We start from the raw sequence: 21,966 nt of genomic DNA on the forward strand, positions 1-21,966 counted from the left end.
CTCAGCTTCGGTGGATGAAGTCCTACGTGGACTCCAGCTATGGCGGCATCTGTAACGCCTGGCTTCACTCGCAGAACCACAACTGGTATTAGGGGCCCTTGTGGAACTCACTCAGCTTGCTCTTCTGAAGGCAAGCATCGATGACATGTCCCTTTCGGATCTACGCCTTTCCATCCTGGTGGAGATGAGGAACAAACCCGTCTTCTCTCAGGAAGTTTCCGAATACATGCTTCAGTCCTACACCGACAAGCTTGGGGAGCTGTACTACTGATGAACGTTGACGTTCTGGCCACCACATCCATGTGGGATGACATCCCTGAACTGGCATATGGCTACGGCCGTAACGCCGATGAGTTTGAGAACGTGGAGGACGCAGATGCTCTTGCGGCTTTCTCGGGAAGGTTGTGCTATCGCAGCTTCAACCGACCGAACCCCAAGACGGCTGCCAACGCTGACTACCTGAAGAACATCATCGACCAGGGACACTTCAGTGTCCTGGAGCATTCCTCGGTCTCGTTCCTTGTCCGCGGTGTCTCTCGGGCTCTTCTGGCTGAGCTGACTCGTCATCGCCATCTCTCCTTCTCCGTGGTTTCCCAGCGCTACGTTGACTACTCGGAAACCGAGCCTGTCATTCCTCCAGCAGCAGAGGGAACCAGCGCTGAAAGCCATATTCAGCAGGTGTACAACAATTGCCTTGGTGATTACGAGAGCCTTGTAAGGAAGCTGGAGGCAACCGGTCTAAAGCGCAAGCAGGCCCGAGAGGCTGCCAGGGCTGTTCTCCCGAACGCTGCCCCTGTGGATCTCGTCGTTACGGGCAACTTGAGGGCATGGAGGGACGTCCTTGGGAAGCGCCACCACGTGGCCGCGGACAAGGAGATTCAAGTTTTCGCCGGCCTGGTCCTTGGTCACCTCCGAGACATCGCCCCTAACTCTGTCTCCGATATCCCTGACGAGCCCTATGGGAGTTCTAATGCTTGAGATCCTGCCCCTACTCGGACTTGCCTTTCTCGTTTCTTGGATTCTGTCGGGTTACTTCGGGAGTGAGAAGTGACAGTCCTTGGGCTAGGCATTATCGCTTTCCTCTTCGGCTTCTTCGTCCTAGGCCCCCTTATCGATTGGTTCCTAGACCAATGACCTGTCCTGGTCACTGCTGGATATCAACCTGGATCGCAGGCAAGTTCGTTCTGTTCTGCATCAATTGCAAGTTCACGCGGTAAGTCAATTCAACAGGGGAGGTCTTCTTGAAGATCATACGTACCAACGTCAAAGGTCCCATCACAATCAATGTGGTGGAGACCCCGGAAGACCTCCCCGCCTTCCGCGGATTCGTTCTAAGCAACCCCTTTATGGGGTTCGACACGGAGACGACAGGACTGGACTGGTGGAACGCGGGAGACGGCTTCCACTGCCGGCTAGCACAGTTTGGTAACCACGACACTGCATGGGTTATCCCGGTAGAACTGGGAGAGCCCTTTGTAAGGGCCGCCAAGTGGGCTCTGGAGACTGCTAAGCGTCTGGCAGCACAGAACCGCGGGTTTGACATTCACACGGTTGAAGAAGACCTCGGTGTCGATCCCTTCCCCCTGATCAAGAAGACCTGGGACACCAAGATCCTTGCACACCTCGTGGATGGGAGAGCAGTCAAGGAAGGTGGGATCGGCCTCAAGCTCGAAGAGCTGGTTCCCCACTACATCGACGCTGATATGGGCGCGAAGGTCAAGAAGTCCATGACCGAGATTGCCCAGGACATGAACCGTCAGAAGCAAGTTGTTGGATTCAAGGCCAAGAACAAGGACAAGGAAACCCTGGAGTTCCGATTCTCGGATCACCCTGGACTCACCAAGGAGGATTTGAAGGCTCAGGGGCTCTCGTACATCCGGGAGTGGAAGGAGGGCATCCATGGGAAGGTTAACAAGGACAACGTTTGGTCCAAGGTGCCTCTCTTCCACGAGGGCTATCTCCTTTACGCCGGCATGGACCCAATCTTCGCTTTCCGCCTGGTCAACATCCTCTTCCCTCTGATTCCGCGGAGGTCTCTGCATTACGGCCTCATTGGCTGGGAGCACCGGCTTCACTGGGTTACCTACCAGATGGAGAGGACGGGCTACCTCGTTGACGAGGAGTACACCAGGGCCCGTATATCGGAACTGGAGGAGGAAGAGGCTCGTCTTCTGGAGATCATCCAGGGGTATGGGGTGGAATCCCCTGGCTCCAATGAGCAGTTGGTTGAGGCTCTGGAAGGCTTCGGTGTTGTCCTGAAAGACAGGACTGACCCTACAGAAAGGCACCCTGAAGGTCAGTACAAGATGGATGAGGCCATCCTCTCCTCCATTGAGCATCCCTTGACTCAAGCTGTCCTGGACTACAAGTCCGCTTCTAAGAAGCGAACTAACTGGTTCGAGAAGGCATTGAATTACCGGGACAAGAATGGTCGGGTGCACGTAAGCATCAATTCTCTGCACGCCAGGACATCCCGGATGTCAATTACGGGAGCTATTCCGGCTCAGACTCTGCCGGCTGGTACCGGCTATGTCCGTCACTGCTTCTTGGCTGATGACCCTGACTTGGATGAGCATGGCAACGTAGTGGAGGAGTACGTCACTGTCACGGTCGACTTTTCTTCGATGGAGTTGATGTTCCTTGCCGCGGAGTCGGGCGACCGACGAATGCTCAAGGCGTACAACGAAGGGGAAGACCTACACAACATCACCGCGGCTGGTGCCTTCGGGATGATGGGTTGGGATCCGAATGACAAGGACTCCAAGCATCCCAAGCGTAAGGCAGGAAAGGGCACCAACTACACGGTTTGCTTCGGAGGGGGCTGGAATGCTGTCTCCACTCAGTGGGATATTGAAGAGGGAGATGCCAAGAGGGCGGTAAACGGCTTCTGGGAGACCTTTCCTGCTACCAAGGTGCTGTCCAAAAAGTTCATGGATGAAGCTCGTCAGAACGGCTTTATCTATACGGCCACTGGTCGGCGCATCCTCACGGACGAGAAGCGTCCTTACGCCGGCATGAACTACCGCATCCAAGGAACCTGTCGAGACATTATGGCTCGGGCCCTGATCGAGCTGGATAAGGCAGGGTTCACACCCTATATGCGTCTCCCTGTACATGACGAAGTTGTGATGTCTGTCCCAAAGTCAAGGGCAGAAGAGATAGCAGCTCAGGTAGCTCAGATCATGTCGTTTACCTACAAGGGCCTGACCATTCCTGCGGACTATGAGATTGGTGAGCAGTCATGGGGCTCATGCCTCGATAAGGAAGACTCAAAGCACTAGGAGCGCTGATGGACGAGAACTACAAGGACCAGTTCGAGGCTCTGACTGAGGGCCTGAAGTACGAGAAACTCTATGACGCACTTGCTGACCGAGCTGAGCTTGCTCGGGTCGCAGCAATGCATTCCGCGGAGATCTACAAGACAGCTCGTAAGGCCGGCCTGTCCCGGAAGTTGGCAGGAGCCATGGCCAAGGATTACTGGGACTACGAGGTAAAGCCCTCGACCATCTACGTGTACGAGGAGGACGAGTGAACGACAACTTTGAGTTCTGGATTGTCGAGCAGTACGTAGACCTAGGAAATGAAACCTTCTGACATGAGAAGGGTCGCCTCCTTCTTCGAGAAGGAGCTAGTCCGACTGACAGAGCCAATATGAATGTCAAGGCTCATCATGTCGGTTGTCGGGACATCAAGAAGCACGGAGGTCGGTACCGAATCCGTGTCGTCAAGGAAGAGACCTGGTACGACTCTGCGGGGATCTGACGATGTGCCAATGCCGGAATGGTTACGAGTGCCAACATCGGTGCTGGTTTTGTAGTGAGTTCAAAGAGGACGGGTGCGCTGAGTGGTGCCACATCCGTCCATTCGAAGGTGGGGATGGCCAGTGACTGACGCGATGAAGGACTACTACAAGGCCAAGGCTGAAAGGCTTCAGTCTCAGATTGACCGCATCAGAGATGCGTATACCAAAGCAGAGACTGACTACGACTTCAGCGAGCAGGTTTACGCAATCCTAACGGAGGATCAGTGAGCAATGAGCGACTTGACTGGACCCTCTATTTCTTGGGCATCGCTGATGCCGTGGCAGCGCGAGGTGATTGCCTCCGTTGCCGGGTTGGAGCCGTTCTCGTTGGAGCGGACCATCGAATCCGATCGACGGGGTACAACGGCTCATATCCAGGAGGCCCGTCTTGTGGCCGTGGGGAATGCCCACGGTGTCTCTCGGAAGTCCCGTCCGGGACGGGTTATGAGGACTGTATTGAGGTCCACGCAGAAGCCAACGCTCTCCTATACGCGTCCTGGGAGGATTGCCAGGGCTCGACGCTCTACGTGACCCGAAAGCCCTGTAAGGACTGTTCAAAGTTGATTCGAGCCTCAGGCGTTGTAAAGGTCGTCTGGGAAGACGGACTAGGGATACACAAGGTGATTCTCTGATGTTCACAGTTATCGTGACTGGCAGTCGGGATTACAAGAATTGGGAAGCTGTCTGGGGGGAGCTGGATTCCCTATATGAAGAGCACAAGGATCTATTGGTAGTTCACGGAGGCTGCCCCACAGGAGCTGACCATTACGCAGAGGAATGGGTTCGGAGTTGGTACTACCCCCTCAAGGTTGGTCAGCGTGTCTTCTCTGCTGACTGGACACTTCACGGTAAGGCTGCTGGGCCTATCCGGAACAGGGAGATGGCTCAGGCCGGCGCTGATCTCTGCCTGGCCTTCCCTCTCGGGGAGTCCCGCGGTACCTGGAACTGTGTCAACGAGTGCAAGAAGGTCGGAATCCCCGTGAAGGTGGTGCAGTGATGACTGACAGTAAGAAGACCCTGACCTTGACCATTGAGGTCTATTACGAAGGGGACTATTACTCCGCAGACGAGGTTCTAGGGGTAACGGAAGACTGGATTGGTGGAGGCTTCTGCGACCGTGATGACCTCCGCGGTTGGAAAGTTGTTTCCCATTCGGTCGTAGAGGAGGGAATTGAAGATGACATCTAACGAGCTTGACCCGAGCCGGCTGGAGTCGGCTCTCCGGATGTACGTGTCAGAGCTGGACTACGACATCCACAAGGGTATTGAGAACGGCGAGGAAGACGGACTGGACCACTATTCCGAGGAAGTTGACTACTTCCTTCGGTGCTGGGAAACGGCAGTGGAGAGCTGATGGGTAGAGAAGAGGGTCTTCCTGGACGCCAACTGGTTGTCTCCGCGGTGCCAGGGCGAAAGGGCAAGTGGCTCTGCACAGTGAACGGTCCCGTCTTTCATAGCCTGGCCAAGTTCAGGGATGAAGACGCTGTTGAGGAGTTCTTCAAGTGGGTCACTGAGAACGAGGGCAAGACTCTGGAGAGAGGGGTGGATGAGTGATGACCAAGAACCAAGTAGCCGGTAGTGCCGTACTGTCCATCATCCCTATAGGAATGCTGACCCTCGCAATCCTTACGGGATCGGTTGGTGAGTTTCTGGTAGGCACGGGTATCACCGTGGTCGTAGCGTCTATCGTGTTTGTTGGCACTGGGTTTCTGAACGACTGGGGCAGGTGAGGTGAAGTGAGCCAAGAGGAGTGGATCAAGCAGTTCTCCAGCCAAGCCCCTGCCCTTCCTGAGGTTGTTCTGAACCGTGCCCTTGCTCAGTTTGGTGTGAAGATTAAGAAGTAGTTGCTGAGACAGAAGAAGGCCCCTCTCCCCGTCTGGGGGAGAGGGGCTATTTCTATTGCTCCTTGAAGACCGGTGTCAGTCGACTGTGGTCGATCCCTCTGGTTACCTTCCCGCCGGCAGTGCCCTTTCCTGTGGACACCATGACCGCGGACAGGACACTGAGGATAACTTCCCGCTGCCTCTCGATGGAAAGCTTGTCCCAGCCTCCCTTGATGACCTCAAGGCTCGGGGGCTTGGTGGGGCGAGCCAGGGCTACCGCCCTCTCTCCTCTGAGCTGATCAATCTCCCCCTCCAGCTTCTCCCTGCCGAGGATGTAGGAGGTTGTTTTGATCTTGTCTGCCTTCCAGAGCTGGTGAAACTCTGCGAACTCCTTCTCCAGAGCTGCCAGTTCAGCAGCCTTCTCCCACTTGGGGCCGACCTCTTCGGTCTCCTTCTGAGCTGTAGCAGCCATCAGGACATCAGAGACGAGTCCGCGGACAGCGTCCTCGGAGTGTTTCCGGGAGATGGTGATGTTTCCACATCCGCCGGCGTCCTTGGCGCACCTGTACTTCGGGTACTTCCGGGAGGAGTTGGCCGCCACCATGCGCGTCCCACAGACACCACACCGGAGGATGCCCGAGAGGATCGAACGGACCGTGTTGTGCCCAGGACCGACCTTCGTTCTGTTGGCTCCTGGCCCCTCAAGGGTCTTCTTGACAGCCAGCCACTTGTCTACGGTCCACGGGGCCTTCCATGGCCCCTTGACGTAGTTGCCCTCCTCGTCTTTCAGGGGCTCCCCGCGGAACTGTCTGATACCTGCGTTCCTGGGGTTGAGGAGGATGCGTTGGACACTGGAGCGGACGAATGGCTTCCCAGTCCTTCCTACAAAGCCTTGATCCCTCAGCCAGTCCATGACCGTGGTCACGGAGTCCCCTTTGAGAACCTTCTCTGCCATGTCGTCCAGAGCCTTCTTCTCCTTGGGACGGAGAGTCAGCCTGTCATCCTCCCAGCCGAAGGGCCGCGGTCCGCCGGCCATCTCGCCCGCGTAAGCCATGCGTTCCATCTCTCGCTTCAAGCGACGAGACATGTCCTCACTGCTCTTGTTGGCCACGCTGACCATGATCCGAGCAGAGAAGCGACCATCACCTGTGGTCAGGTCAAAGTTCTGGCCAGACAGGGTATGGAAGACCAGTCCACTGTTGGGCTTCTCGTAGTGATCAATGAGCCGCTCAAGGTCTTTGGGCTGCCTGAAGAGCCTGTCAATGTCGTAGGCAAGGACCCCTCCCAGAGAGCCCACACCCATGTCCTTGAGCATCTCTTCAAACTTCTTGCGCTTCACGTTACGCTTGAAGGCGCTCAGGTTGTTGTCCTCGTAGAAGACGACAGGCTGACCCGGGAGCAGCCTGTCAGCAAGCTGGATCACATCCTCCTTCTGCTTGAGGACACCCTTCCTCTCCCTCTCCTTGGCCTCCTCTGGTGTCAAGGCCCCGATCTTGACTAGGTTCTTGATCTCTGCCAGGTCGGCATCTGACATACGCAGGTAGCCGGCCAACGGCCGTGTGTCCCCCATGACTTCCCTCCCGATGTGGTTGCACGCGAGGCGTGCTAAGGGCATCATAGAGGTAGATGGTGCTTCTCGCGTTCGTTCCCTTGGGAGTACGCCTGGGACCACGCGGCAGGGCTGCTCCTGGTCACCGAGGCGGGCGGCACGCAGGCCACGCTCTCCGGCGCCCCGTTCCGCATCACCGGCGGCAACGCCCTGCCGTTCACGGCGGCCCGCGACGAGGCGACCGCCGAACGCGTCCTTCAGGCACTGCGCGACGGCGCCTGACCGCCCCGCTCACGCCGCGCCGCTGCCACGCCCGAACACGCACTGCAGTCGGGCGATCACAGTCGGCCCCCGCTCTCCGCGACGCCCGCAGCGAGCGCCGACCGTACGTCCCGTACCAGCTCAGCGGCCCGCTCCACCGCCGCCGCGTCCAGCCCTCGCAGCGCCGAGTCGATCCGTCCGGCGAAGCCCACCGGCGTGTCCGGCAGGGTGGCCGCCGCGGCCGACGCACCCTTCTCGTTGAGGCACCAGGTGCGGTGGTGGGCGTGGAGGGACTGCGCGAGGATGCCGAACGCCCGCGACAGGCACAGGGCGACATGGAGCGTGTCACCGGTGGGGGCCGACTTGCGGGCGGCGTCCACCGAGAAGCCGGCTTCCCACGCGGCTTCGACGAGCGCGGTGCGCAGCGGCTCCGGATAGGTACGAGTTTCCCGCTGAAGCGCAGTCAACTCGCCTCGGGGATCAGCGAGTACGCGGCCGAGCGCGACCTCTCCGGGATACGCGGGCGACCAGAACCCGAGCGGATGTCCCGGCTGCATGCCCACTTCGTAGCGTCCCTCGCGGCAGTCCGCCCAGACCGCCTCGACCCGGTCCAGATCGCGCAGGATCCAGTCCACCGGGACGCCGTCCACCCGCAGCCACGCCCCGCCGTCGACCCACGGACCCCAGCCGCCGGGACCCGCGACCTCGGCCGGAGAGCCCTGTACTTCGGACGCCAGCGCGGTCAGCGCGGCCAGGTCGGGGGTACCCCGGTAGTACAGGCCCAGATCCCAGTCGGAGTCCGGGCGGTGGGTGCCACGGGCCCGGCTGCCGCCCAGGACGACGGCCCGGATGCCGGGCAGCGCGCCGAGGCGGGAGGCCATGTCCGCGATACGGGCGGGAACGCGTGCGTCGGGGCTTGCGGGCGCGGGCCGGGAGTTCGGTGTATTCATCGGGAGGCGAACCTACCCGCGACCGCACTGTCGGTGCCTCGGAATATCCTGGGTGTCCTGGCCGTCGGCTGACGAAGGAGTCCGAAGGTGCCGTCGATGCTTGATGCTGTCATCGTGGGGGCGGGGCCCAACGGACTGACCGCCGCGGCCGAACTGGCCCGCCGCGGCTTCGCCGTAGAGGTCTTCGAGGCGGGCGACACCGTCGGAGGCGGTGCCCGTACCGAAGAGCTCACCCTCCCCGGCTTCCGCCACGACCCCTGTTCCGCCGTCCACCCGCTGGGCATCGGCTCGCCCGCGTTCGCCAGCATGCCGCTCGAACGGCACGGCCTGGAGTGGCTCCAGCCCGAGCTGGCGCTCGCCCACCCGTTCCCGGACGGATCGGCCGCCGTGCTCACCGGTTCGGTGGGGGAGAGCGCCATGTCGCTCGGTGCCGAGGACGCCGGGGCGTACCGCAGGCTCGTCGCCCCGTTCATCGGCCACTGGGACACCCTCGCCGAGGACTTTCTCCGCACCCCGTGGGACGGGCTGCCCCGCGACCCGTACCGCTGGGTGCGCTTCGGACTCGACGCGCTCCAGCCCGCGACGCTGCTCTCCCGCCGCTTCCGCGGTGCGAAGGCGCGCGGTCTGTTCGCCGGGCTCGGCGCCCATGCCATAGCGCCCGTGAGCGGCCTGGGCACCGGCGGGGTCGCCCTGCTCTTCGCCCTCGCCGCGCACGCGAACGGCTGGCCGGTGCCGCGCGGCGGATCGCAGGCCATCTCCGACGCCCTCGCCTCGTACATACGCGAACAGGGTGGCACGATCCGTACCGGTACGGAGGTCAAGCGCCTCGACGAACTCCCGCCCGCCCGCGCCTATGTCTTCGACACCTCGCCGACGGCCCTCGCGCGCATCGCGGGGCTGGGCCACGCGTACCGCGGCTATCGGTACGGGGCGTCCTGCTTCAAGATCGATTACGCGCTCTCGGGCCCCGTCCCCTGGACCGCGAAGGAGGCCCGCAGGGCTGGAACGGTCCACGTCGGCCCCACGGCTCGCGAGATCGACGCCGCGCTGAGCGCCGCGGTGGCGGGCCGCGACCCGAGCGTGCCGTTCCTGATCACCGCCCAGCCCAGCCTGATCGATCCGTCGCGCGCACCCGAGGGCCGGCACGTCTTCTGGGCGTACGGACACGTCCCGGCGGGCTGGGAGGGCGACGCCACCGACGTCATCGAACGGCAGCTGGAGCGCTTCGCGCCCGGCTTCCGTGATCTGGTGCTCGCCCGAGCGGTCGCCGGGCCGCCCCAACTCGCGGCGCGCAACGCCAATTACGTCGGCGGCGACATCGCGTGTGGCGCGTTCTCCGGCCTCCAGACGGTGATCCGGCCCAAGCTCGCGCGCGTGCCGTACGCGACGGCGCATCCGGCGGTGTTCCTGTGCTCCTCGGCCACCCCGCCCGGACCTGGCGTGCACGGCATGTCCGGCCACCACGCGGCGAAGGCGGTCTGGCGGCGGCTGCGGGCGGCCTGAGCGGCGCGGCTCGTCGGGAGCGCGCAGGGCACGGCCCAAAGCCCCACGGCGCCTCCGGGGTGCCACGGGCAGTCCCGCCGACGGTGACACGGCATCATGGGCCGCATGCGCACACCCGAGTCCGTCACCGTCACCCTGGTACGCGGAGACATCACCCAGCAGTCCGCCGATGTCATCGTCAACGCGGCGAACTCCTCGCTGCTCGGCGGCGGCGGGGTCGACGGAGCGATCCACCGGCGCGGCGGCCCGGAGATCCTCGCCGCCTGCCGGGAGCTGCGCGCCTCGCAGTACGGAAAGGGCCTGCGCACCGGCCAGGCCGTCGCCACGACCGCCGGAAGGCTCGACGCCCGATGGGTGGTCCACACCGTGGGCCCGGTGTACGGGACTTCCGGCAGTGATCCGTCCCTGCTGGCGTCCTGCTACATCGAGTCCCTGCGCGTCGCCGACGAGCTCGGTGCGAAGACCGTCGCCTTCCCGGCCATTTCGGCCGGTGCGTACGGGTGGCCGCTGGAGGATGCCGCGCGTATCGCCGTGGCGGCGGTGCGGGCGGCTCACACAGCCGTCGAGGAAGTCAGGTTCGTCCTCTTCGACGACCGGACCTACGAGGCGTTCGTCGCGCAGGCCGGCTGACGTGTATACGCAGCTGAAGCAATTGCTCGGCCCGAGTCCCCGAACCCGAGGTAGCCGGTGCACCGGCGCCCTGGGCGTATCCGACCGCCGCGGTGCGATGGGCCTCCGGCCTCGGTCAACGGCCGTGCGACTCCCGGCTGTCGGTGTCACCAGCCGCCGTGGTGACCGGTGCCGCCTGCGCCGCCCTCGGACCAGCTGCCCGCGTCCAGGCCGTGGCCGAGGCCGTGGCCGCCGGTGGTGAGGTCGGCGTAGAGGTCACTGAGCTCGCCGAGGAGTTGGCGGGTGAGGACGTCGGCGCCGGTGGTCAGTGCCGCGGCGAGTTCCTCGTCGGCGACCGGGGCCGCTCCGGCGGTTGCGGGGGCGAGACGGTCGGTTGCGGCGAGGGCGGCCATACGGCGGCGGTCGGTGATGCCACGCAGTCCTGGATAGGCCGCAGGGGCGAGGCGCGCGGCCTGGACGAGCACGGCGAGAGTGAGGTCGCGGTCGGCGGTGGACCTTGCGGACCCGGAGCGGACCACGCTGTCGAGGCGGGTCAGCAGCGCCCGGCGCCGCGGCAGGTCCACGGAGAGAATGTCGTGGCGGGTACTGCCGCTGGAGTCGCGCCACCGACGGACCCGGACCGCTTTCTGGTCCTGCAGCCGGGAGAGGTACTCGACGGTCAGGGAGCGCGGTGTCCGGCGCAGCCAGTCCTCGATGCCGGGCGGGGGAGCAGCCGCGCCGAGTGTGTGCAGGACATTGCTCAGGCGGCGGTCCTCGACGGGCCGGGAGTCCACCACCTCGATCCGCCGACGGCCGACGGCGATCCGTCCGGCCAGGCCCAGATCCGCCAACTCCGAGGCCCGCAGGGCGAACCCGAGCCGGTCCTCGCCCCGTATCCGTATGCGCCGCCTGCCCGGCACTATCGCGAGCAGGAGCAGCTCATCCCCCGTCGTCATACGTGCCAGGGTAGGCGCGGCCGTCCGCGGAGGGGAGAACTCCGCGGACCCACCGCGCCGGCTTCCGCAACCGGCCTCACCCTGCGGTCTCCAAGCCCGGGCACGGCAAGGATTCCCAGCGTGCCGGCTGTAGTGGAGCGCCCATTTCTGGGAGGTCGAGCCCCTCCGGGCTCCTCCGGGTCCGGCGAGACGTCTCAGTCCGCCGAACGGCCGGACACCCCGGCACTCGCGTATACGCGGCTCGCGAACTCGGCGATCTGTTCGTCGCTCAGATTCTTCGCAAGATTCGCCTCCGTGATCATGCCGACCAGACGGTGGCCGCCCTGGACGTCGATCACCGGCAGCCGCTTGATCTGGTGCTCCTCCATGGTCGTCAGGACATCGCCGGCGTCCGCTTCGGCATCGATCCAGTGCACCTTTGCCTTGAGCGATCCGGCCTGCACGGTTGCCGGGTCGATGCCCTCGGCACAGCACTTGACGACGATGTCACGGTCGGTGATCAAGCCTGTGAGCTTGTTGTTGTCGCCGCAGATGGGCAGGCAACCGACGTTCAGATCGCGCATCATCTTCGCCACGTCGAACAGCGACTGGTGTGCACCGACGCACTGCACGCCAGCGGACATGATGTCTCGCGCTCGCAGCTTCTCAGTCATGATTTCCTCCCGTTCCGACAGCGTTGCCTCCTGCGTCATCGATCACAACACGAATGGCTCAACACCGCTTCTCGGAAGCGTCGGCGATACAGGGATCCCGAGCGTCGCGCCCGGCCGGATCGGACCCGGGCGGCCGAGGCGGACATCGGGAAGCGGGCCGGCACGGGGCATGACCGGCGCCACGGCGGGAGACGGTCCGGGTGTGGCCGGGCCGCCGCGAGCCGGTTCCTCCTGTCGCCGCGTCGAGCAGGTGGGCCGGGAAGCACGCGGGATGCGTGCTCCGAGATGGCTCCCGTGATGGTCACCGGGCAGGCCGACGCTGCGAGCGGCGGCCGGACGGTACGCCCGTGCTCACTTCTGCGTTGCTGTTGCGATGAAACCGCAGGCCCTGGCTCTGATGCGGTGAGTTGTCGTACCACTCGACCGTGGTGAGGGCCTTGTCGGTGCTGTCGCCTCCTCGGACGGGGCTCCCGGGGCTTACGCCCCAGGAGCCGGTGCGGGTTGCCATTGCGGCTGCCGGTCCGCGAGGTCCGGCAGCCTGCCGCACGGTGTCGCCGGCGAGGGGGCGGTTGCCCAGGAATCGGCGGCCTCCTTGACGGAGTCGAGCACGTCCTCGCCGTAGAGATCCTGCAGCCAGTTGGTCTGGTAGATCGTGTCGAGGTAGCGCTCGCCGGGGTCCGGGCTGATGGCCACTGCGGTGAGTTCGCGCGCGTCATGCCGGGCCAACCAGTCCGTTGCTCCGCTGATCACCGTGCCGGTGGAGCCGCCGAACAGGAATCCGCGACTGGCCAGGCGATGGCAGGCGCGTATGGTGTCCGCCTCCTCGACCCGAATGACCTCGTCGACATAGGACTCGTCGAGCAGCGGCGGGCGCATGCTCATGCCCAGACCGGGAATCATCCGGCGGCCCGGCGAACCGCCGAAGGACACCGAGCCGACGCTGTCCACCGCGATGATCCGCACCGGCCGGTGCCATCCCCGGAAGTAGCGCGCACAGCCCATCAGGGTCCCGGTGGTGCCGGCTCCGACGAACAGCACGTCCAGCCGCGGGAACTGACGGGCGATCTCCGGCGCGGTCGTTCGGTAGTGGGCCTTCCAGTTGTTCGGATTGGTGTACTGGCTGAGCCACACATACCGCTCGTCGGAGGCGCACAGCGCGCGGACGTACTCGAGCCGCGCGCCGAGAAAGCCGCCGTCGGCCCCCTGTTCGGCGATCACGTGCACCTGGCTGCCCAATGCCTCCATCATCATTCTGTTCGACAGATTGCCGCGGGAGTCCGTCACACACAGGAACCGGTAGCCCTTGCTCGCCGCGACCACGCTCAGCGCCACGCCGAGGTTTCCGGACGAGGACTCGACCAGGATCGATTCCGGAGTCAGAATTCCATCCCGCTCAGCGGCCTCCACCATCTCGGTCGCGGCCTTCAACTTGATCGAGCCGGCGAAGTTGAAGCCCTCGCACTTCAGGAAGAGCGAGTGCCCGAGGAACGACCGGAGGTCGACATAGAGATCCTCTACGTTGAAGGCGTAGGGAGCGGAAATGACAGGCACGATGTTCTCCTCTGTCTGGAGCAGAGCACTTCCGGAACGTCCATCCGGCCGTGTGCGGGCTCCTCGCTTGTGCGGGCGAGACCCCGCGTCCCACCGGTCGGATCGGGGCCCTGCGTCACCGGCCGCTGTCTCGTGCGTCAGGACATGCTGCGACGTGACCGGTGGTCTCTCCTGGGATCAGTCCTGAAGGAGCCTTCTCGGCTCTCGGCCGGCTCATCCGTACCGGCTCAGTTCGTGGAAGAAGTCGTCGACGACGTGCAACTCTCCGGAGCGGGCCACTTCGGTGTACACGTACTTGCCCACCGCGAGGTCGAGCACCCCGAGGCCGAAGGGCGAGAACACCACTGGCCGGTCCGTCGGCACCGTCACCCGCCCGGCCATCACGTCGTCCAACGTGCCGTGCAGGAAGTCCCGGTTGCCCGTGAGCTGCTCGGCCAGGTGCGGCGACGTGTCGGCCTTGAGACAGTGCTCGACGTCATCGACGATGTTGGTCGAGGCGAGCAGGATCTCCGGCGCGAGGTCGCGCAGCGACACATGCAGCACCAGCGGATTGTGTGCGAACCATGACAGGTCACTGACGTGCGGTTGACCGGCGACCGTGGCGAAGACGACCAGGTCGCTGTTTCGGATCAACTGCTCGGCGCTGTCGTGCACGGTGATTCGTCCGGTGGTGTCCGACTGCTCCAGGTAGCACCGGAAGCCTGCCGCGCTGTCGGCGGACAGGTCGTGCACGCCGATCTCGTCGAACGACCAGCCGGTGTTGACCAGGAAGGTGTGGATGTAGCGGGCGATCAAGCCCACCCCGAAGAACCCGACGCGCGCCGGTCGCGGCCGGTCGCGGCTGAGCCAGTCGGCCGCCGACGCCGCCGACGCGGCCGTCCGGGTGGCGCTGATGATCGAACTCTCCAGACAGGCGAACGGGTAGCCGGTGTCATGGTCGTTGAGGATCAGCACGGCCGATGCCCTTGGGATGCCGGCCGTCACGTTCTTCGGGAAGCTGGAGATCCACTTCAGGCCGTCCACCCGTGTCTCCCCGCCGATCGATGCGGGCAGCGCGATGATCCGGGAGGACGGGCGGTCGGGGAACCGCAGGAAGTACGACGGCGGGTTCACCGAATCACCGGCGCCGTGCGCCCGGTAGGTGGCCTCGACCAACTCCGTGATCCGCTTCTCGCATCCGTGCAGCGTGCGCCGGACCTGGGCACCGGAGATCACCGCGAACGGTGGCACGGTGACCGGTGCGACTCTTGCGGACTCTCTCGCGGTGGAATCGACGACGGTCATTGCGCGGTCACCTCTACGGTCGGCGAGCAGTCGGCCAGACGCACCGGTTCGGCCATGGCGACGAGCACCTCGCGCGGTCCCTCGAAGGGCTCCCTGCTGTGCGCGGTGCGGACGTTGTCGACGAGCATCAGGTCGCCGGCCTGCCACGGTTCGCGTACGGTGTTCGCCTCGTAGACGCTGTTGAGCAGCTGCACGACGTCCTCGCCGATCGGGTCGCCGTTGCCGAAGCGGGTGTTGAACGGCAGCCCGTCGGCGCCGTAGACGTCCACCAGGTACTCGTGCACCTCGGGGGCCATCGTCCACTCGTTGAGGAACGCGATCTGGTTGAACCAACAGCGTCGGCCGGTGACCGGGTGGCGCACCACGGCGCTGCGGCGCTGTCTGGTGCGCAGTCCACCGTCGGGCTGCCACTCGAACGTGATCGCGTTGGCGCGGCAGTAGCGCTCGACGGCGACCCGGTCCTCGGTGCCGAAGGCCTCGGCGACGGACGCGCCGATCTCGTCGTTGTAGCTGCGGGTGAGCAGCCAGCCCTCGCGTTCGAACCGTTCGGTCAACTCGGTGGGGAGCGCGTCGAGCACGGTCGGTGAGTCGGCCACCGCGGTCGCCCCGCCGTCGGTGGGCGCGCTGAGACAGGCGAACATCATCAGGCCGGGGAACTCAAGGGTGTAGCTCAGTTCGTGGTGCATGCACATCGGCTGGTTCGGCGGCCACTTCGTCGAGGAGTACACCCCGTCGGAGTAGGTCTGCCGGGGCGCGAAGGCCTCCTGCTCGGTCATCAGACCGGTGGCCAGCTCTGAGAAGACGGCTCCGGTCTCGGCCGCGTCACGCAGGCCGAGGCCGCGGACCAGGACCGAACCGTGCTCGGCGACGACCGCGCGCAGCGTGTCCCGGTGCTCGGCCGCCCAGGTCGGCGCGGAGCCGGTGGCCTCGACTCGCAGCCGTGGGGGTCTGCCGGATTCCAGTTCCACGTCGACCAGCGACGCCGTGGATGTGAACGACATTTCTATCTCCTTTCAGTTGACACTCAGGAAGAAGCGAACAATTCGGCGGCGTGCAGCACGGCCTTTGCCGCCTCGGCCGGACGGGTACGCAGGAAGTAGTGGCCGCCGTCGGCGAGCTCGTGCAGGTCGACCTGCCCGGCCAGAAGCTGCCAGTCGCGGTACCGGCGCGGGTACTCCGCCGTGCTCGGGTCGTCCGCGGCAACGACCACGGTGACCGGCGCGGAGAGCCTCTGCGCAGGCGGGCGCTCCAGGGCGTCGGCGAAGTAGTCGTGTGCGGACACGCAGTCGTGCCGGTAGGCGGCGCCGACGTGCTCGGCGTGCTGCGCACCCAGCTCACCGAGCGCGGTGTAGCTGCCGTCCGTGCTCAGGTTCGCGGCGATCTCGGCGTTGCTCCGCCCGGTCAGCTCGGTGATGGTGGCGCGCCGGGCGTCGGCGTCACCGAGCAGTTGCGCGCCGAGGAACACCCGTTGGACGTCCACCCCGCGCTCCTGCAGCTTTCTGGCCGTCTCCACGGCCAACGCGGTGCCCGAGGAGTGGCCCCACAGCAGGACCCTGGTCAGGCCACGTCCGGTGATCTCGTCGACGACCTGCTCGACCACCTGTGTCATCGGCGCGAGCGGCTCGCCCTCGGTGCCCACGTCGTGACCGGGCAGCTCGACGGCGTAGACCGCCGGTCCACCTTCCGGCAGCGCCCTGGCCATCGGCTGGAAGTTCACCGCGTTGCCACCGGCGTAGGGGAAGCACACCAGGGCTGTCGTCTGCGCACCGACCGATTCCGACAGCGGCTGAAGCAGCCCGGCATGCGGCTCGGACCTGCCGTCGACCAGCCCGGCCAGATCGGCGAGGACCGGGTGACGGGTGACGTCCTTGAGGGACACCGCACGGTCCAGGACGATGGCCAGCTTCACTGCCGACAGCGACGTGCCGCCCCGGTCGAAGAAGTGGTCCCGCCGTCCGATCTGGTTCTGCGGGATGCCGAGCACCTTCGCCCATGCGGCCGCCAGCTGCTGTTCCGTCGGCGTATCCGGCGCGCGGTAGTCGTCCCGGACGACGTCGAGTTCCCCGGCGAGTGCCTGCAGTGTCCTTCTGTCGATCTTGCTGTTGGCCGTCAGTGGCAGAGCCTCCCGCCAGTGGAAGGCCGACGGGACCATGTACGGGGGCAGCGACCCACCGAGCCGGTCCAGCAGGACGTCGATCTCGAGCGGCCGCCGACCGGAGTAGAAGGCCACCAGGCGCTTGCTGAGGTCGGCTCGTTCGGCGACCACGACCGCACCGTCACGAACACCGGGCACCTGCAACAGGGTGTTCTCGATCTCGCCGATCTCGATCCGGAAGCCACGGATCTTCACCTGGGTATCGCGGCGGCCGAGGAACTCCAGCTTGCCCTCGGGCGTCCAGCGGCCGTAGTCGCCGCCCCGGTAGAGCCGGGCGCCCTCATGGTGCGGATCGGCCAGGTAGGCCTGCCGGGTGCGCTCGGGGTCGTTGACGTATCCGCGGCCGACGCAGACGCCGGAGAAGACGATCAGTCCGGGGGCGCCGAGCGGCACCGGGGTCAGGTGCTCGTCGACGACGTAGACGTGCACGTTGTTGACCGCGGGACCCAGCAGGACCCGGTCCCCGTCGGGCACGCGGTCCATGACCTCGTGGTTGGTGTCGTCCGAGGTCTCGGTCAGCCCGTAGGCGTTGACCAGCTTGATACCGGGCTGGGCGGCGAACCAGCGCTGCACGAGCTCCTTCTTCAGCGCCTCGCCGGTGACCGACACGCACCGCAGGTCCGGCAGTTCGCGGGGGTGCTGCTTCAGCCAGGACACGACCACGTCCAAGTAGGAGGGTACGACCTGGAGGACGGCGACCCGGCCGCCGACGATCTTGTCGACGAACCGCTGGACGTTCAGGATCACCTCCTGCTCCACCAGCAGAGTCCGCCCCCCGACCAGGAGCCCGGACACCAGTTGCCACAGCGAGATGTCGAAGCACTGGGGTGCGGTCTGGGCGACCACCTGTCCCTCGCCGATCTCCAGGTCGTCGATCTTGGCGTAGAGGTGGTTCAGCATGCCCGCGTGCTCGCACATCGCGCCCTTGGGCTCACCTGTGGAGCCGGAGGTGAAGTAGATGTAGGCGAGCTGGTCCGGTGCGACGTGGAGACCCAGATCATCGTCGGCGTGGTCTTCCTCGTAGGCTGCGCCGACGAAGAGCTTCCGGACCCCGGACAGCGAGTCGAGGGCCTGGTCGAGCGTGGCGGTGCTGCCGGGTTCGGTCAGCACGAGCCCGCATGCGGCACGGGAGAGCATGGTCGCGAGGCGCTCGGCCGGGAAATGCGGCTCGATGGGCAGGTACACGCCGCCGGCCTTGAAGACCGCGAGGACGGCGGCCATCCAGTCCAGGTTGCGTTCGGTCACCACCGCGACGACACCCTCGGGGTGCAGCCCCCGCGCCAGCAGGGCTCGTCCCACCCGGTTGGCGCGCGCGTTGAGTTCTCGATACGTCAGTTGCTGCTCCCCGTGCACCGCGGCGACGGCGTCCGGGTGTGCCGCCACCCGCTGCTCGAACAGATCGTGGAACCGGTGGTCCGGCAGTTCCCGGCGTGGACCGGCGAGCTCTTCGAGCTGGAAGTGGAGTTCCTCGGCTGCGAGCAGGCTCTGGCGCCCGTGTCCGGCGTCCGGATCGGCGACGATCAGCGCGAGCGCGGTGAGGTGGTATCCGGCGATCCTGACTGCGCAGTCCTCGTCGAGCGCGTCGGTCCGATACCGCAGCCGCAGCACGAGGTGGCCGTCGCGTTGCGAAAATCCCACCCACAGCATGGTGTCACCGGCGACTTCGCCGCCCACACCGTGCGGATCGAACACGGCCTCGATCGACGGTTCGGCCAAGCCCAGTTCGCACCTGAGCTCATCCACCGGGAAGTCCTTGCGCGACAGCAGATCCGACGCGACCCGATGGGTGTCCAGCAGCAGCGTCCGCCACGAGTCGGGCTCGGTCGTCAGTCGGCAGGGCAGCGGCCGGCCGCCCTCCACGGTGACGTAACCGGTCACGATCTCGCGCTCGCCGGACAGCGCGGCGAGTACCTTGGCGTGCGCCGCCAGCAGCACCGAGTCGAGCGGCACTGCCAGGTCCTTGGCCAGCCGGTCCAACGCCGCCACGACGTCGTCCGGGATCGGCGCCTCGTGTTGACCGACGCCCTTCACCGGATTGAGCGTCCACCGCGGGATTTCGGTGAATCCACCGGCGACGAGCACAGCGCGCCAGAACTCCCGGTCGGCCTGCGCTTGCATTCCCATCTGGTCGTCCCTCTCCATTCGCCTTCGTCATCGTGCTGTTCAGCGCCGACAAGGGCGGCGCTGCTATCCCTTCCGCGTCAGCGCCTCGGGCTGATGAGGGGCGACGCGCATCTCCGTGGCGGGATTTCCTCCCCAGCGTGCGTGCTCGGGGACCTCCTCGCCTTTCATGAGGAAGGAGTCGGGTGCGAGCACCGCGCCGGTGCCCATCGTCACGCCGTAATGGACATGGGCTCCCACACCGAGGGTGCAGCCGGCGTCGAGGGTGCTGCGATCGGATTTGAAGGTGCCGTCCTCCTGCGAGTGGCACTGGATCTTGCTTCCCGCATTGAGCGTGCAGTCGTTCCCGATGGTGGTGAGCGTCCGCTCCGTCATGTAGCAGCCGTCATCGAAGACCCTGCTGCCGATCCGGACACCCAGCATCCGCCAGATCACGTTCTTGAAAGGGGTGCCGTTGAAGATGTCGAGGTAGTGGTCGGGCACCTTCCAGAGGCGCTCATGCCACCAGAAGTACGGGTCGTAGATGGAGCACACCTGCGGTCGCAGCGCACGGAATGCCGCGATGCCGCGTTCCACCACTACGAAGTAGAGGGCGGTGAACCCGAGGCTGAGCACCAGGAACGCGGCGATCAGCACATGCCCGTAGGAGTCGTACAGCTCGGCGTTCGCCAGGCCGAGCATCGTGAGCACGAAGAAGTGCAGCCACCGCACGAGCAGGAAGAAGACCATCGAGCGGGTGTTGTAGCGGTTCTTCGCGGCGAGGTTGCGGCGCAACTCGTCGCCGGTGCGCAGATGGTCGAACCGGGAATCGCGCTCGACCGACCGGGGAATCTCGAAGCACGGTGAGCCGAGCAGGCCCACCCCCTCGCGCACCTCGCCTTCGAGCGGAACCATTACCTTCGTCGCGAGGAGACAGTTCTTGCCCGTCCTGGCCCCCGAGGGATAGGCGATGTTGTTCCCGAGGAAGTTGTTTGACCCGATCGAGGCCCGGGACACCCGGAAGGACGTGCTCGAATAGTCGGCGTTGATGATGGAGAGCCCGTCGGCGACCATCGTCCCGCTTCCGACCGAGCACAGAAACGGGGTCTCGTGTTGCACTTCCGTGCCGAAGTTCGACCCGGTCTGCTCGACCCGGGACAAGTCGTATCCGATGCCGCGCAAGTAGTGGACGATGTAGGAGCTGTCACCGAACAGCCATGTGAAGAACTTGATGTTGGTCATGCGCCCGATCGCCCGGTGCGCCGAGTAATGAAACCCGTACAGCGGATAGACCTTGTCCGGCTTGACGACCAGGTTCAGCAGGCGCGGAACGGTGAACATCACGGCCAGGCCCACGACGACGAAGCCGAAGAACAGCAGCAGGGAAAGGACCAGCGCGTCGATGTAGAGAGCCGACGATGTGAGGTCCACCGTGCTCCGGCTCAGCCGGTTGTGCAGCGCCGGAACCAGGGTCACCAGCATGTACGCGCCCCCGATAGCCAGCGGCACGTAGAGGAAGAACAACTGAAGCACGGTGATGAGACCGAAGCCGGCCCGGCGCAGCGTGCCGCATGGGGCCGGCCCGATCCTCAGGTAGTCGTGCTCCGTGAGCTGTGCCGGGGACCCGTGCCAGCGCTGACCGCCCGGGACCGCCTGACCGCTGTACAGCGTGGACGTGTGGCCGAGTTGAGCCCCGTCGCCCATCGACGTGTCGATGTCGAGCACGGTCTTCTCGCCGATGTACACGTCCCGGCCGAGGGTGACCCGGCCGGTCTGGATACGGCCGGCGTGCGCCCGGTAACAGAGGAAGAACGAGTCTTTGCGGATCACCGTGCCGGCCCCGACCGTGAGCAGATCGGGGCAGGCCGGAACGTTGCGGGAGAGGATCGTGACCCCTTTGCCGATCCGCGCGCCCAGCGCTCGCAGGTACAGCACGTACAAGGGATTGCCGACGAAGAAGATCATCGGGTTGGCGTGGATCAGCACCTTGACGGTCCAGAAGCGCAGATAGGTCAGACCCCAGACCGGAAACTCGCGCGATTTCCACCGGCCGATGAGGAGCCATTTGGCCGCGATGGGGAAGGTGCACAGAGCGACGAAGCCGATGCTTCCGAAGACGAAGGACCGCAGGTAGATGTCGATCAGACCCGACCCGGCGGAGACCCATGTATAGCCTCGGTCGGCAACAAATCCGGCGCAGAAGGAGTAACCCAGGAAGAGCACGAACTGCAGGGTTCCGCAGAGGGCGTACCGCGCAGTGCCGACCGGGATCACCACCTCGGCCGGCGCCGGGACCGACGACTCGACGGGCGCGGCGTTCGCGAGCCCCGTCGCCAGGCTGCGAATCGTGGGGTGCCGGTAGATGTCCTTCATCGACGCCGAGGGAAGGTCCGCCCGCTTCCTGACGCGTGCGCAGAAGTGAGCCATCACCAATGAATTGGCGCCGAGGTCATCGAAGAAATGGCTGTCGATCGACACCCGTTCGACGCGCATGACGTCAGCCAGCACCTCGGCGAGGTCTTTCTCGATGTCGGTCTCCGGGCTGGTGTACTCGCGTAAATCGATCGCGAATTCATCCGGCCCGGGCGTCAGGACGTCGAGAGATTTCTCCTCCATGGGAGCTCCTTGAGGAACTTTCGGGCGCCGCAGCCATTACGGTCGCCGCCCTGTGCTCGCGCTTTTCGATGGCCGGAGCGAGTGGTCCGGAAATCACGAGGTCGGGATCTGTTGTCCGGATCCAAAACCGCTGCCTCAGTCTTAGCTGTCCACC

Annotated in this window: 21 protein-coding genes and 1 pseudogene; 13 read left to right on the forward strand and 9 right to left on the reverse strand. The window is 64.8% G+C overall.

Going from position 1 to position 21,966, the window contains the following annotated elements:
* Positions 1 to 100 precede the first annotated feature (100 nt).
* The 10 genes from OG306_RS33405 to OG306_RS33450 all read left to right on the forward strand — a co-directional run bounded on the left by OG306_RS33405 (position 101) and on the right by OG306_RS33450 (position 5,356).
* Positions 101 to 271, forward strand: a complete 171-nt coding sequence (locus OG306_RS33405; protein WP_371666022.1) for a hypothetical protein — start codon at positions 101 to 103, stop codon at positions 269 to 271.
* A complete protein-coding gene (gene thyX / locus OG306_RS33410; RefSeq protein ID WP_371666023.1) occupies positions 271 to 978 on the forward strand; it encodes an FAD-dependent thymidylate synthase in 708 nt (235 codons plus the stop codon). The genes OG306_RS33405 and thyX overlap by 1 nt, the downstream gene beginning before the upstream one ends.
* 263 nt (positions 979 to 1,241) lie before the next feature.
* Positions 1,242 to 3,281 carry a DNA polymerase gene (locus OG306_RS33415; protein ID WP_371666024.1) on the forward strand — a complete coding sequence of 680 codons (2,040 nt, stop codon included), beginning with the start codon at positions 1,242 to 1,244 and terminating at the stop codon, positions 3,279 to 3,281.
* 8 nt (positions 3,282 to 3,289) lie between these two features.
* Entirely contained in the window at positions 3,290 to 3,532 is a 243-nt protein-coding gene (locus tag OG306_RS33420) for a hypothetical protein (protein ID WP_371666025.1), read from the forward strand.
* Positions 3,533 to 3,883: 351 nt separating this feature from the next.
* Positions 3,884 to 4,030, forward strand: a complete 147-nt coding sequence (locus OG306_RS33425) for a hypothetical protein (protein WP_371666026.1) — start codon at positions 3,884 to 3,886, stop codon at positions 4,028 to 4,030.
* Positions 4,027 to 4,434, forward strand: coding sequence for a deoxycytidylate deaminase (locus tag OG306_RS33430; RefSeq protein ID WP_371666027.1), 408 nt, complete (start codon positions 4,027 to 4,029; stop codon positions 4,432 to 4,434). Before OG306_RS33425 ends, OG306_RS33430 begins: the two co-directional genes overlap by 4 nt.
* The gene (locus OG306_RS33435) at positions 4,434 to 4,799 is read left to right on the forward strand and encodes a DUF2493 domain-containing protein (protein WP_371666028.1); all 366 of its coding nucleotides are present in this window, start codon (positions 4,434 to 4,436) and stop codon (positions 4,797 to 4,799) included. The genes OG306_RS33430 and OG306_RS33435 overlap by 1 nt, the downstream gene beginning before the upstream one ends.
* Positions 4,799 to 4,990, forward strand: a complete 192-nt coding sequence (locus tag OG306_RS33440) for a hypothetical protein (protein WP_371666029.1) — start codon at positions 4,799 to 4,801, stop codon at positions 4,988 to 4,990. The genes OG306_RS33435 and OG306_RS33440 overlap by 1 nt, the downstream gene beginning before the upstream one ends.
* Positions 4,980 to 5,156, forward strand: a complete 177-nt coding sequence (locus OG306_RS33445; RefSeq protein ID WP_371666030.1) for a hypothetical protein — start codon at positions 4,980 to 4,982, stop codon at positions 5,154 to 5,156. Before OG306_RS33440 ends, OG306_RS33445 begins: the two co-directional genes overlap by 11 nt.
* Positions 5,156 to 5,356: a hypothetical protein gene (locus OG306_RS33450; protein ID WP_371666031.1), complete on the forward strand. Its 201-nt coding sequence runs from the start codon at positions 5,156 to 5,158 to the stop codon at positions 5,354 to 5,356. Before OG306_RS33445 ends, OG306_RS33450 begins: the two co-directional genes overlap by 1 nt.
* A 342-nt stretch (positions 5,357 to 5,698) precedes the next feature.
* Here the strand turns inward: OG306_RS33450 and OG306_RS33455 are convergent, their stop codons facing one another.
* Entirely contained in the window at positions 5,699 to 7,195 is a 1,497-nt protein-coding gene (locus OG306_RS33455) for a recombinase family protein (RefSeq protein ID WP_371666032.1), read from the reverse strand.
* Between the two features lie 72 nt (positions 7,196 to 7,267).
* Between OG306_RS33455 and OG306_RS33460 the strand changes: the two are divergent.
* A pseudogene (locus tag OG306_RS33460) lies at positions 7,268 to 7,456 on the forward strand (inositol monophosphatase family protein); the annotation flags it as partial.
* Between the two features lie 56 nt (positions 7,457 to 7,512).
* Here OG306_RS33460 and OG306_RS33465 read toward each other — a convergent pair.
* On the reverse strand, positions 7,513 to 8,316 hold the full coding sequence (locus tag OG306_RS33465; RefSeq protein ID WP_266752572.1) for a nucleotidyltransferase domain-containing protein: 804 nt from the start codon (positions 8,314 to 8,316) through the stop codon (positions 7,513 to 7,515).
* Positions 8,317 to 8,472: 156 nt separating this feature from the next.
* Here OG306_RS33465 and OG306_RS33470 point away from each other — a divergent pair, with 156 nt between their 5' ends.
* Both OG306_RS33470 and OG306_RS33475 read left to right on the forward strand, forming a co-directional pair.
* A complete protein-coding gene (locus OG306_RS33470) occupies positions 8,473 to 9,888 on the forward strand; it encodes a phytoene desaturase family protein (protein ID WP_266749920.1) in 1,416 nt (471 codons plus the stop codon).
* A 105-nt stretch (positions 9,889 to 9,993) separates the two neighbouring features.
* Positions 9,994 to 10,518, forward strand: coding sequence for an O-acetyl-ADP-ribose deacetylase (locus OG306_RS33475; protein WP_266904875.1), 525 nt, complete (start codon positions 9,994 to 9,996; stop codon positions 10,516 to 10,518).
* 146 nt (positions 10,519 to 10,664) lie between these two features.
* Here the strand turns inward: OG306_RS33475 and OG306_RS33480 are convergent, their stop codons facing one another.
* The 7 genes from OG306_RS33480 to OG306_RS33510 form a co-directional block, all read right to left on the reverse strand.
* The gene (locus OG306_RS33480) at positions 10,665 to 11,453 is read right to left on the reverse strand and encodes a GOLPH3/VPS74 family protein (protein ID WP_371666033.1); all 789 of its coding nucleotides are present in this window, start codon (positions 11,451 to 11,453) and stop codon (positions 10,665 to 10,667) included.
* 194 nt (positions 11,454 to 11,647) lie between these two features.
* A complete protein-coding gene (locus tag OG306_RS33485; RefSeq protein WP_266752574.1) occupies positions 11,648 to 12,106 on the reverse strand; it encodes a CBS domain-containing protein in 459 nt (152 codons plus the stop codon).
* A gap of 477 nt (positions 12,107 to 12,583) precedes the next feature.
* Positions 12,584 to 13,657: a 2,3-diaminopropionate biosynthesis protein SbnA gene (gene sbnA, locus OG306_RS33490; protein ID WP_266749925.1), complete on the reverse strand. Its 1,074-nt coding sequence runs from the start codon at positions 13,655 to 13,657 to the stop codon at positions 12,584 to 12,586.
* Between the two features lie 213 nt (positions 13,658 to 13,870).
* On the reverse strand, positions 13,871 to 14,941 hold the full coding sequence (gene sbnB / locus OG306_RS33495; RefSeq protein WP_266749927.1) for a 2,3-diaminopropionate biosynthesis protein SbnB: 1,071 nt from the start codon (positions 14,939 to 14,941) through the stop codon (positions 13,871 to 13,873).
* Complete coding sequence (locus tag OG306_RS33500; protein ID WP_266749928.1) at positions 14,938 to 15,942, reverse strand: TauD/TfdA family dioxygenase; 1,005 nt, start codon at positions 15,940 to 15,942, stop codon at positions 14,938 to 14,940. Before OG306_RS33500 ends, sbnB begins: the two co-directional genes overlap by 4 nt.
* Positions 15,943 to 15,965: 23 nt before the next feature.
* Positions 15,966 to 19,220: a non-ribosomal peptide synthetase gene (locus tag OG306_RS33505; RefSeq protein WP_371666034.1), complete on the reverse strand. Its 3,255-nt coding sequence runs from the start codon at positions 19,218 to 19,220 to the stop codon at positions 15,966 to 15,968.
* Positions 19,221 to 19,283: 63 nt separating this feature from the next.
* Positions 19,284 to 21,812 (reverse strand): Pls/PosA family non-ribosomal peptide synthetase, encoded by a 2,529-nt coding sequence (locus tag OG306_RS33510; protein WP_371666035.1) that lies wholly within the window; start codon positions 21,810 to 21,812, stop codon positions 19,284 to 19,286.
* Positions 21,813 to 21,966 lie beyond the last annotated feature (154 nt).

The organism is Streptomyces sp. NBC_01241 (assembly GCF_041435435.1).
Taxonomy (GTDB): Bacteria; Actinomycetota; Actinomycetes; order Streptomycetales; family Streptomycetaceae; genus Streptomyces.

What these genes read in the sequence shown, in the direction of transcription:
- thyX (WP_371666023.1), top strand. Translation starts at nt 271, where the DNA reads ATGAACGTTGACGTTCTGGCCACCACATCCATGTGGGATGACATCCCT.
- OG306_RS33505 (WP_371666034.1), bottom strand. Translation starts at nt 19,220, where the DNA reads ATGGGAATGCAAGCGCAGGCCGACCGGGAGTTCTGGCGCGCTGTGCTC.
- OG306_RS33475 (WP_266904875.1), top strand. Translation starts at nt 9,994, where the DNA reads ATGCGCACACCCGAGTCCGTCACCGTCACCCTGGTACGCGGAGACATC.
- sbnB (WP_266749927.1), bottom strand. Translation starts at nt 14,941, where the DNA reads ATGACCGTCGTCGATTCCACCGCGAGAGAGTCCGCAAGAGTCGCACCG.
- OG306_RS33500 (WP_266749928.1), bottom strand. Translation starts at nt 15,942, where the DNA reads ATGTCGTTCACATCCACGGCGTCGCTGGTCGACGTGGAACTGGAATCC.
- OG306_RS33510 (WP_371666035.1), bottom strand. Translation starts at nt 21,812, where the DNA reads ATGGAGGAGAAATCTCTCGACGTCCTGACGCCCGGGCCGGATGAATTC.
- OG306_RS33450 (WP_371666031.1), top strand. Translation starts at nt 5,156, where the DNA reads ATGGGTAGAGAAGAGGGTCTTCCTGGACGCCAACTGGTTGTCTCCGCG.
- OG306_RS33480 (WP_371666033.1), bottom strand. Translation starts at nt 11,453, where the DNA reads ATGACGACGGGGGATGAGCTGCTCCTGCTCGCGATAGTGCCGGGCAGG.
- OG306_RS33485 (WP_266752574.1), bottom strand. Translation starts at nt 12,106, where the DNA reads ATGACTGAGAAGCTGCGAGCGCGAGACATCATGTCCGCTGGCGTGCAG.
- OG306_RS33435 (WP_371666028.1), top strand. Translation starts at nt 4,434, where the DNA reads ATGTTCACAGTTATCGTGACTGGCAGTCGGGATTACAAGAATTGGGAA.
- OG306_RS33455 (WP_371666032.1), bottom strand. Translation starts at nt 7,195, where the DNA reads ATGGGGGACACACGGCCGTTGGCCGGCTACCTGCGTATGTCAGATGCC.
- OG306_RS33465 (WP_266752572.1), bottom strand. Translation starts at nt 8,316, where the DNA reads ATGGCCTCCCGCCTCGGCGCGCTGCCCGGCATCCGGGCCGTCGTCCTG.
- OG306_RS33440 (WP_371666029.1), top strand. Translation starts at nt 4,799, where the DNA reads ATGACTGACAGTAAGAAGACCCTGACCTTGACCATTGAGGTCTATTAC.
- OG306_RS33420 (WP_371666025.1), top strand. Translation starts at nt 3,290, where the DNA reads ATGGACGAGAACTACAAGGACCAGTTCGAGGCTCTGACTGAGGGCCTG.
- OG306_RS33445 (WP_371666030.1), top strand. Translation starts at nt 4,980, where the DNA reads ATGACATCTAACGAGCTTGACCCGAGCCGGCTGGAGTCGGCTCTCCGG.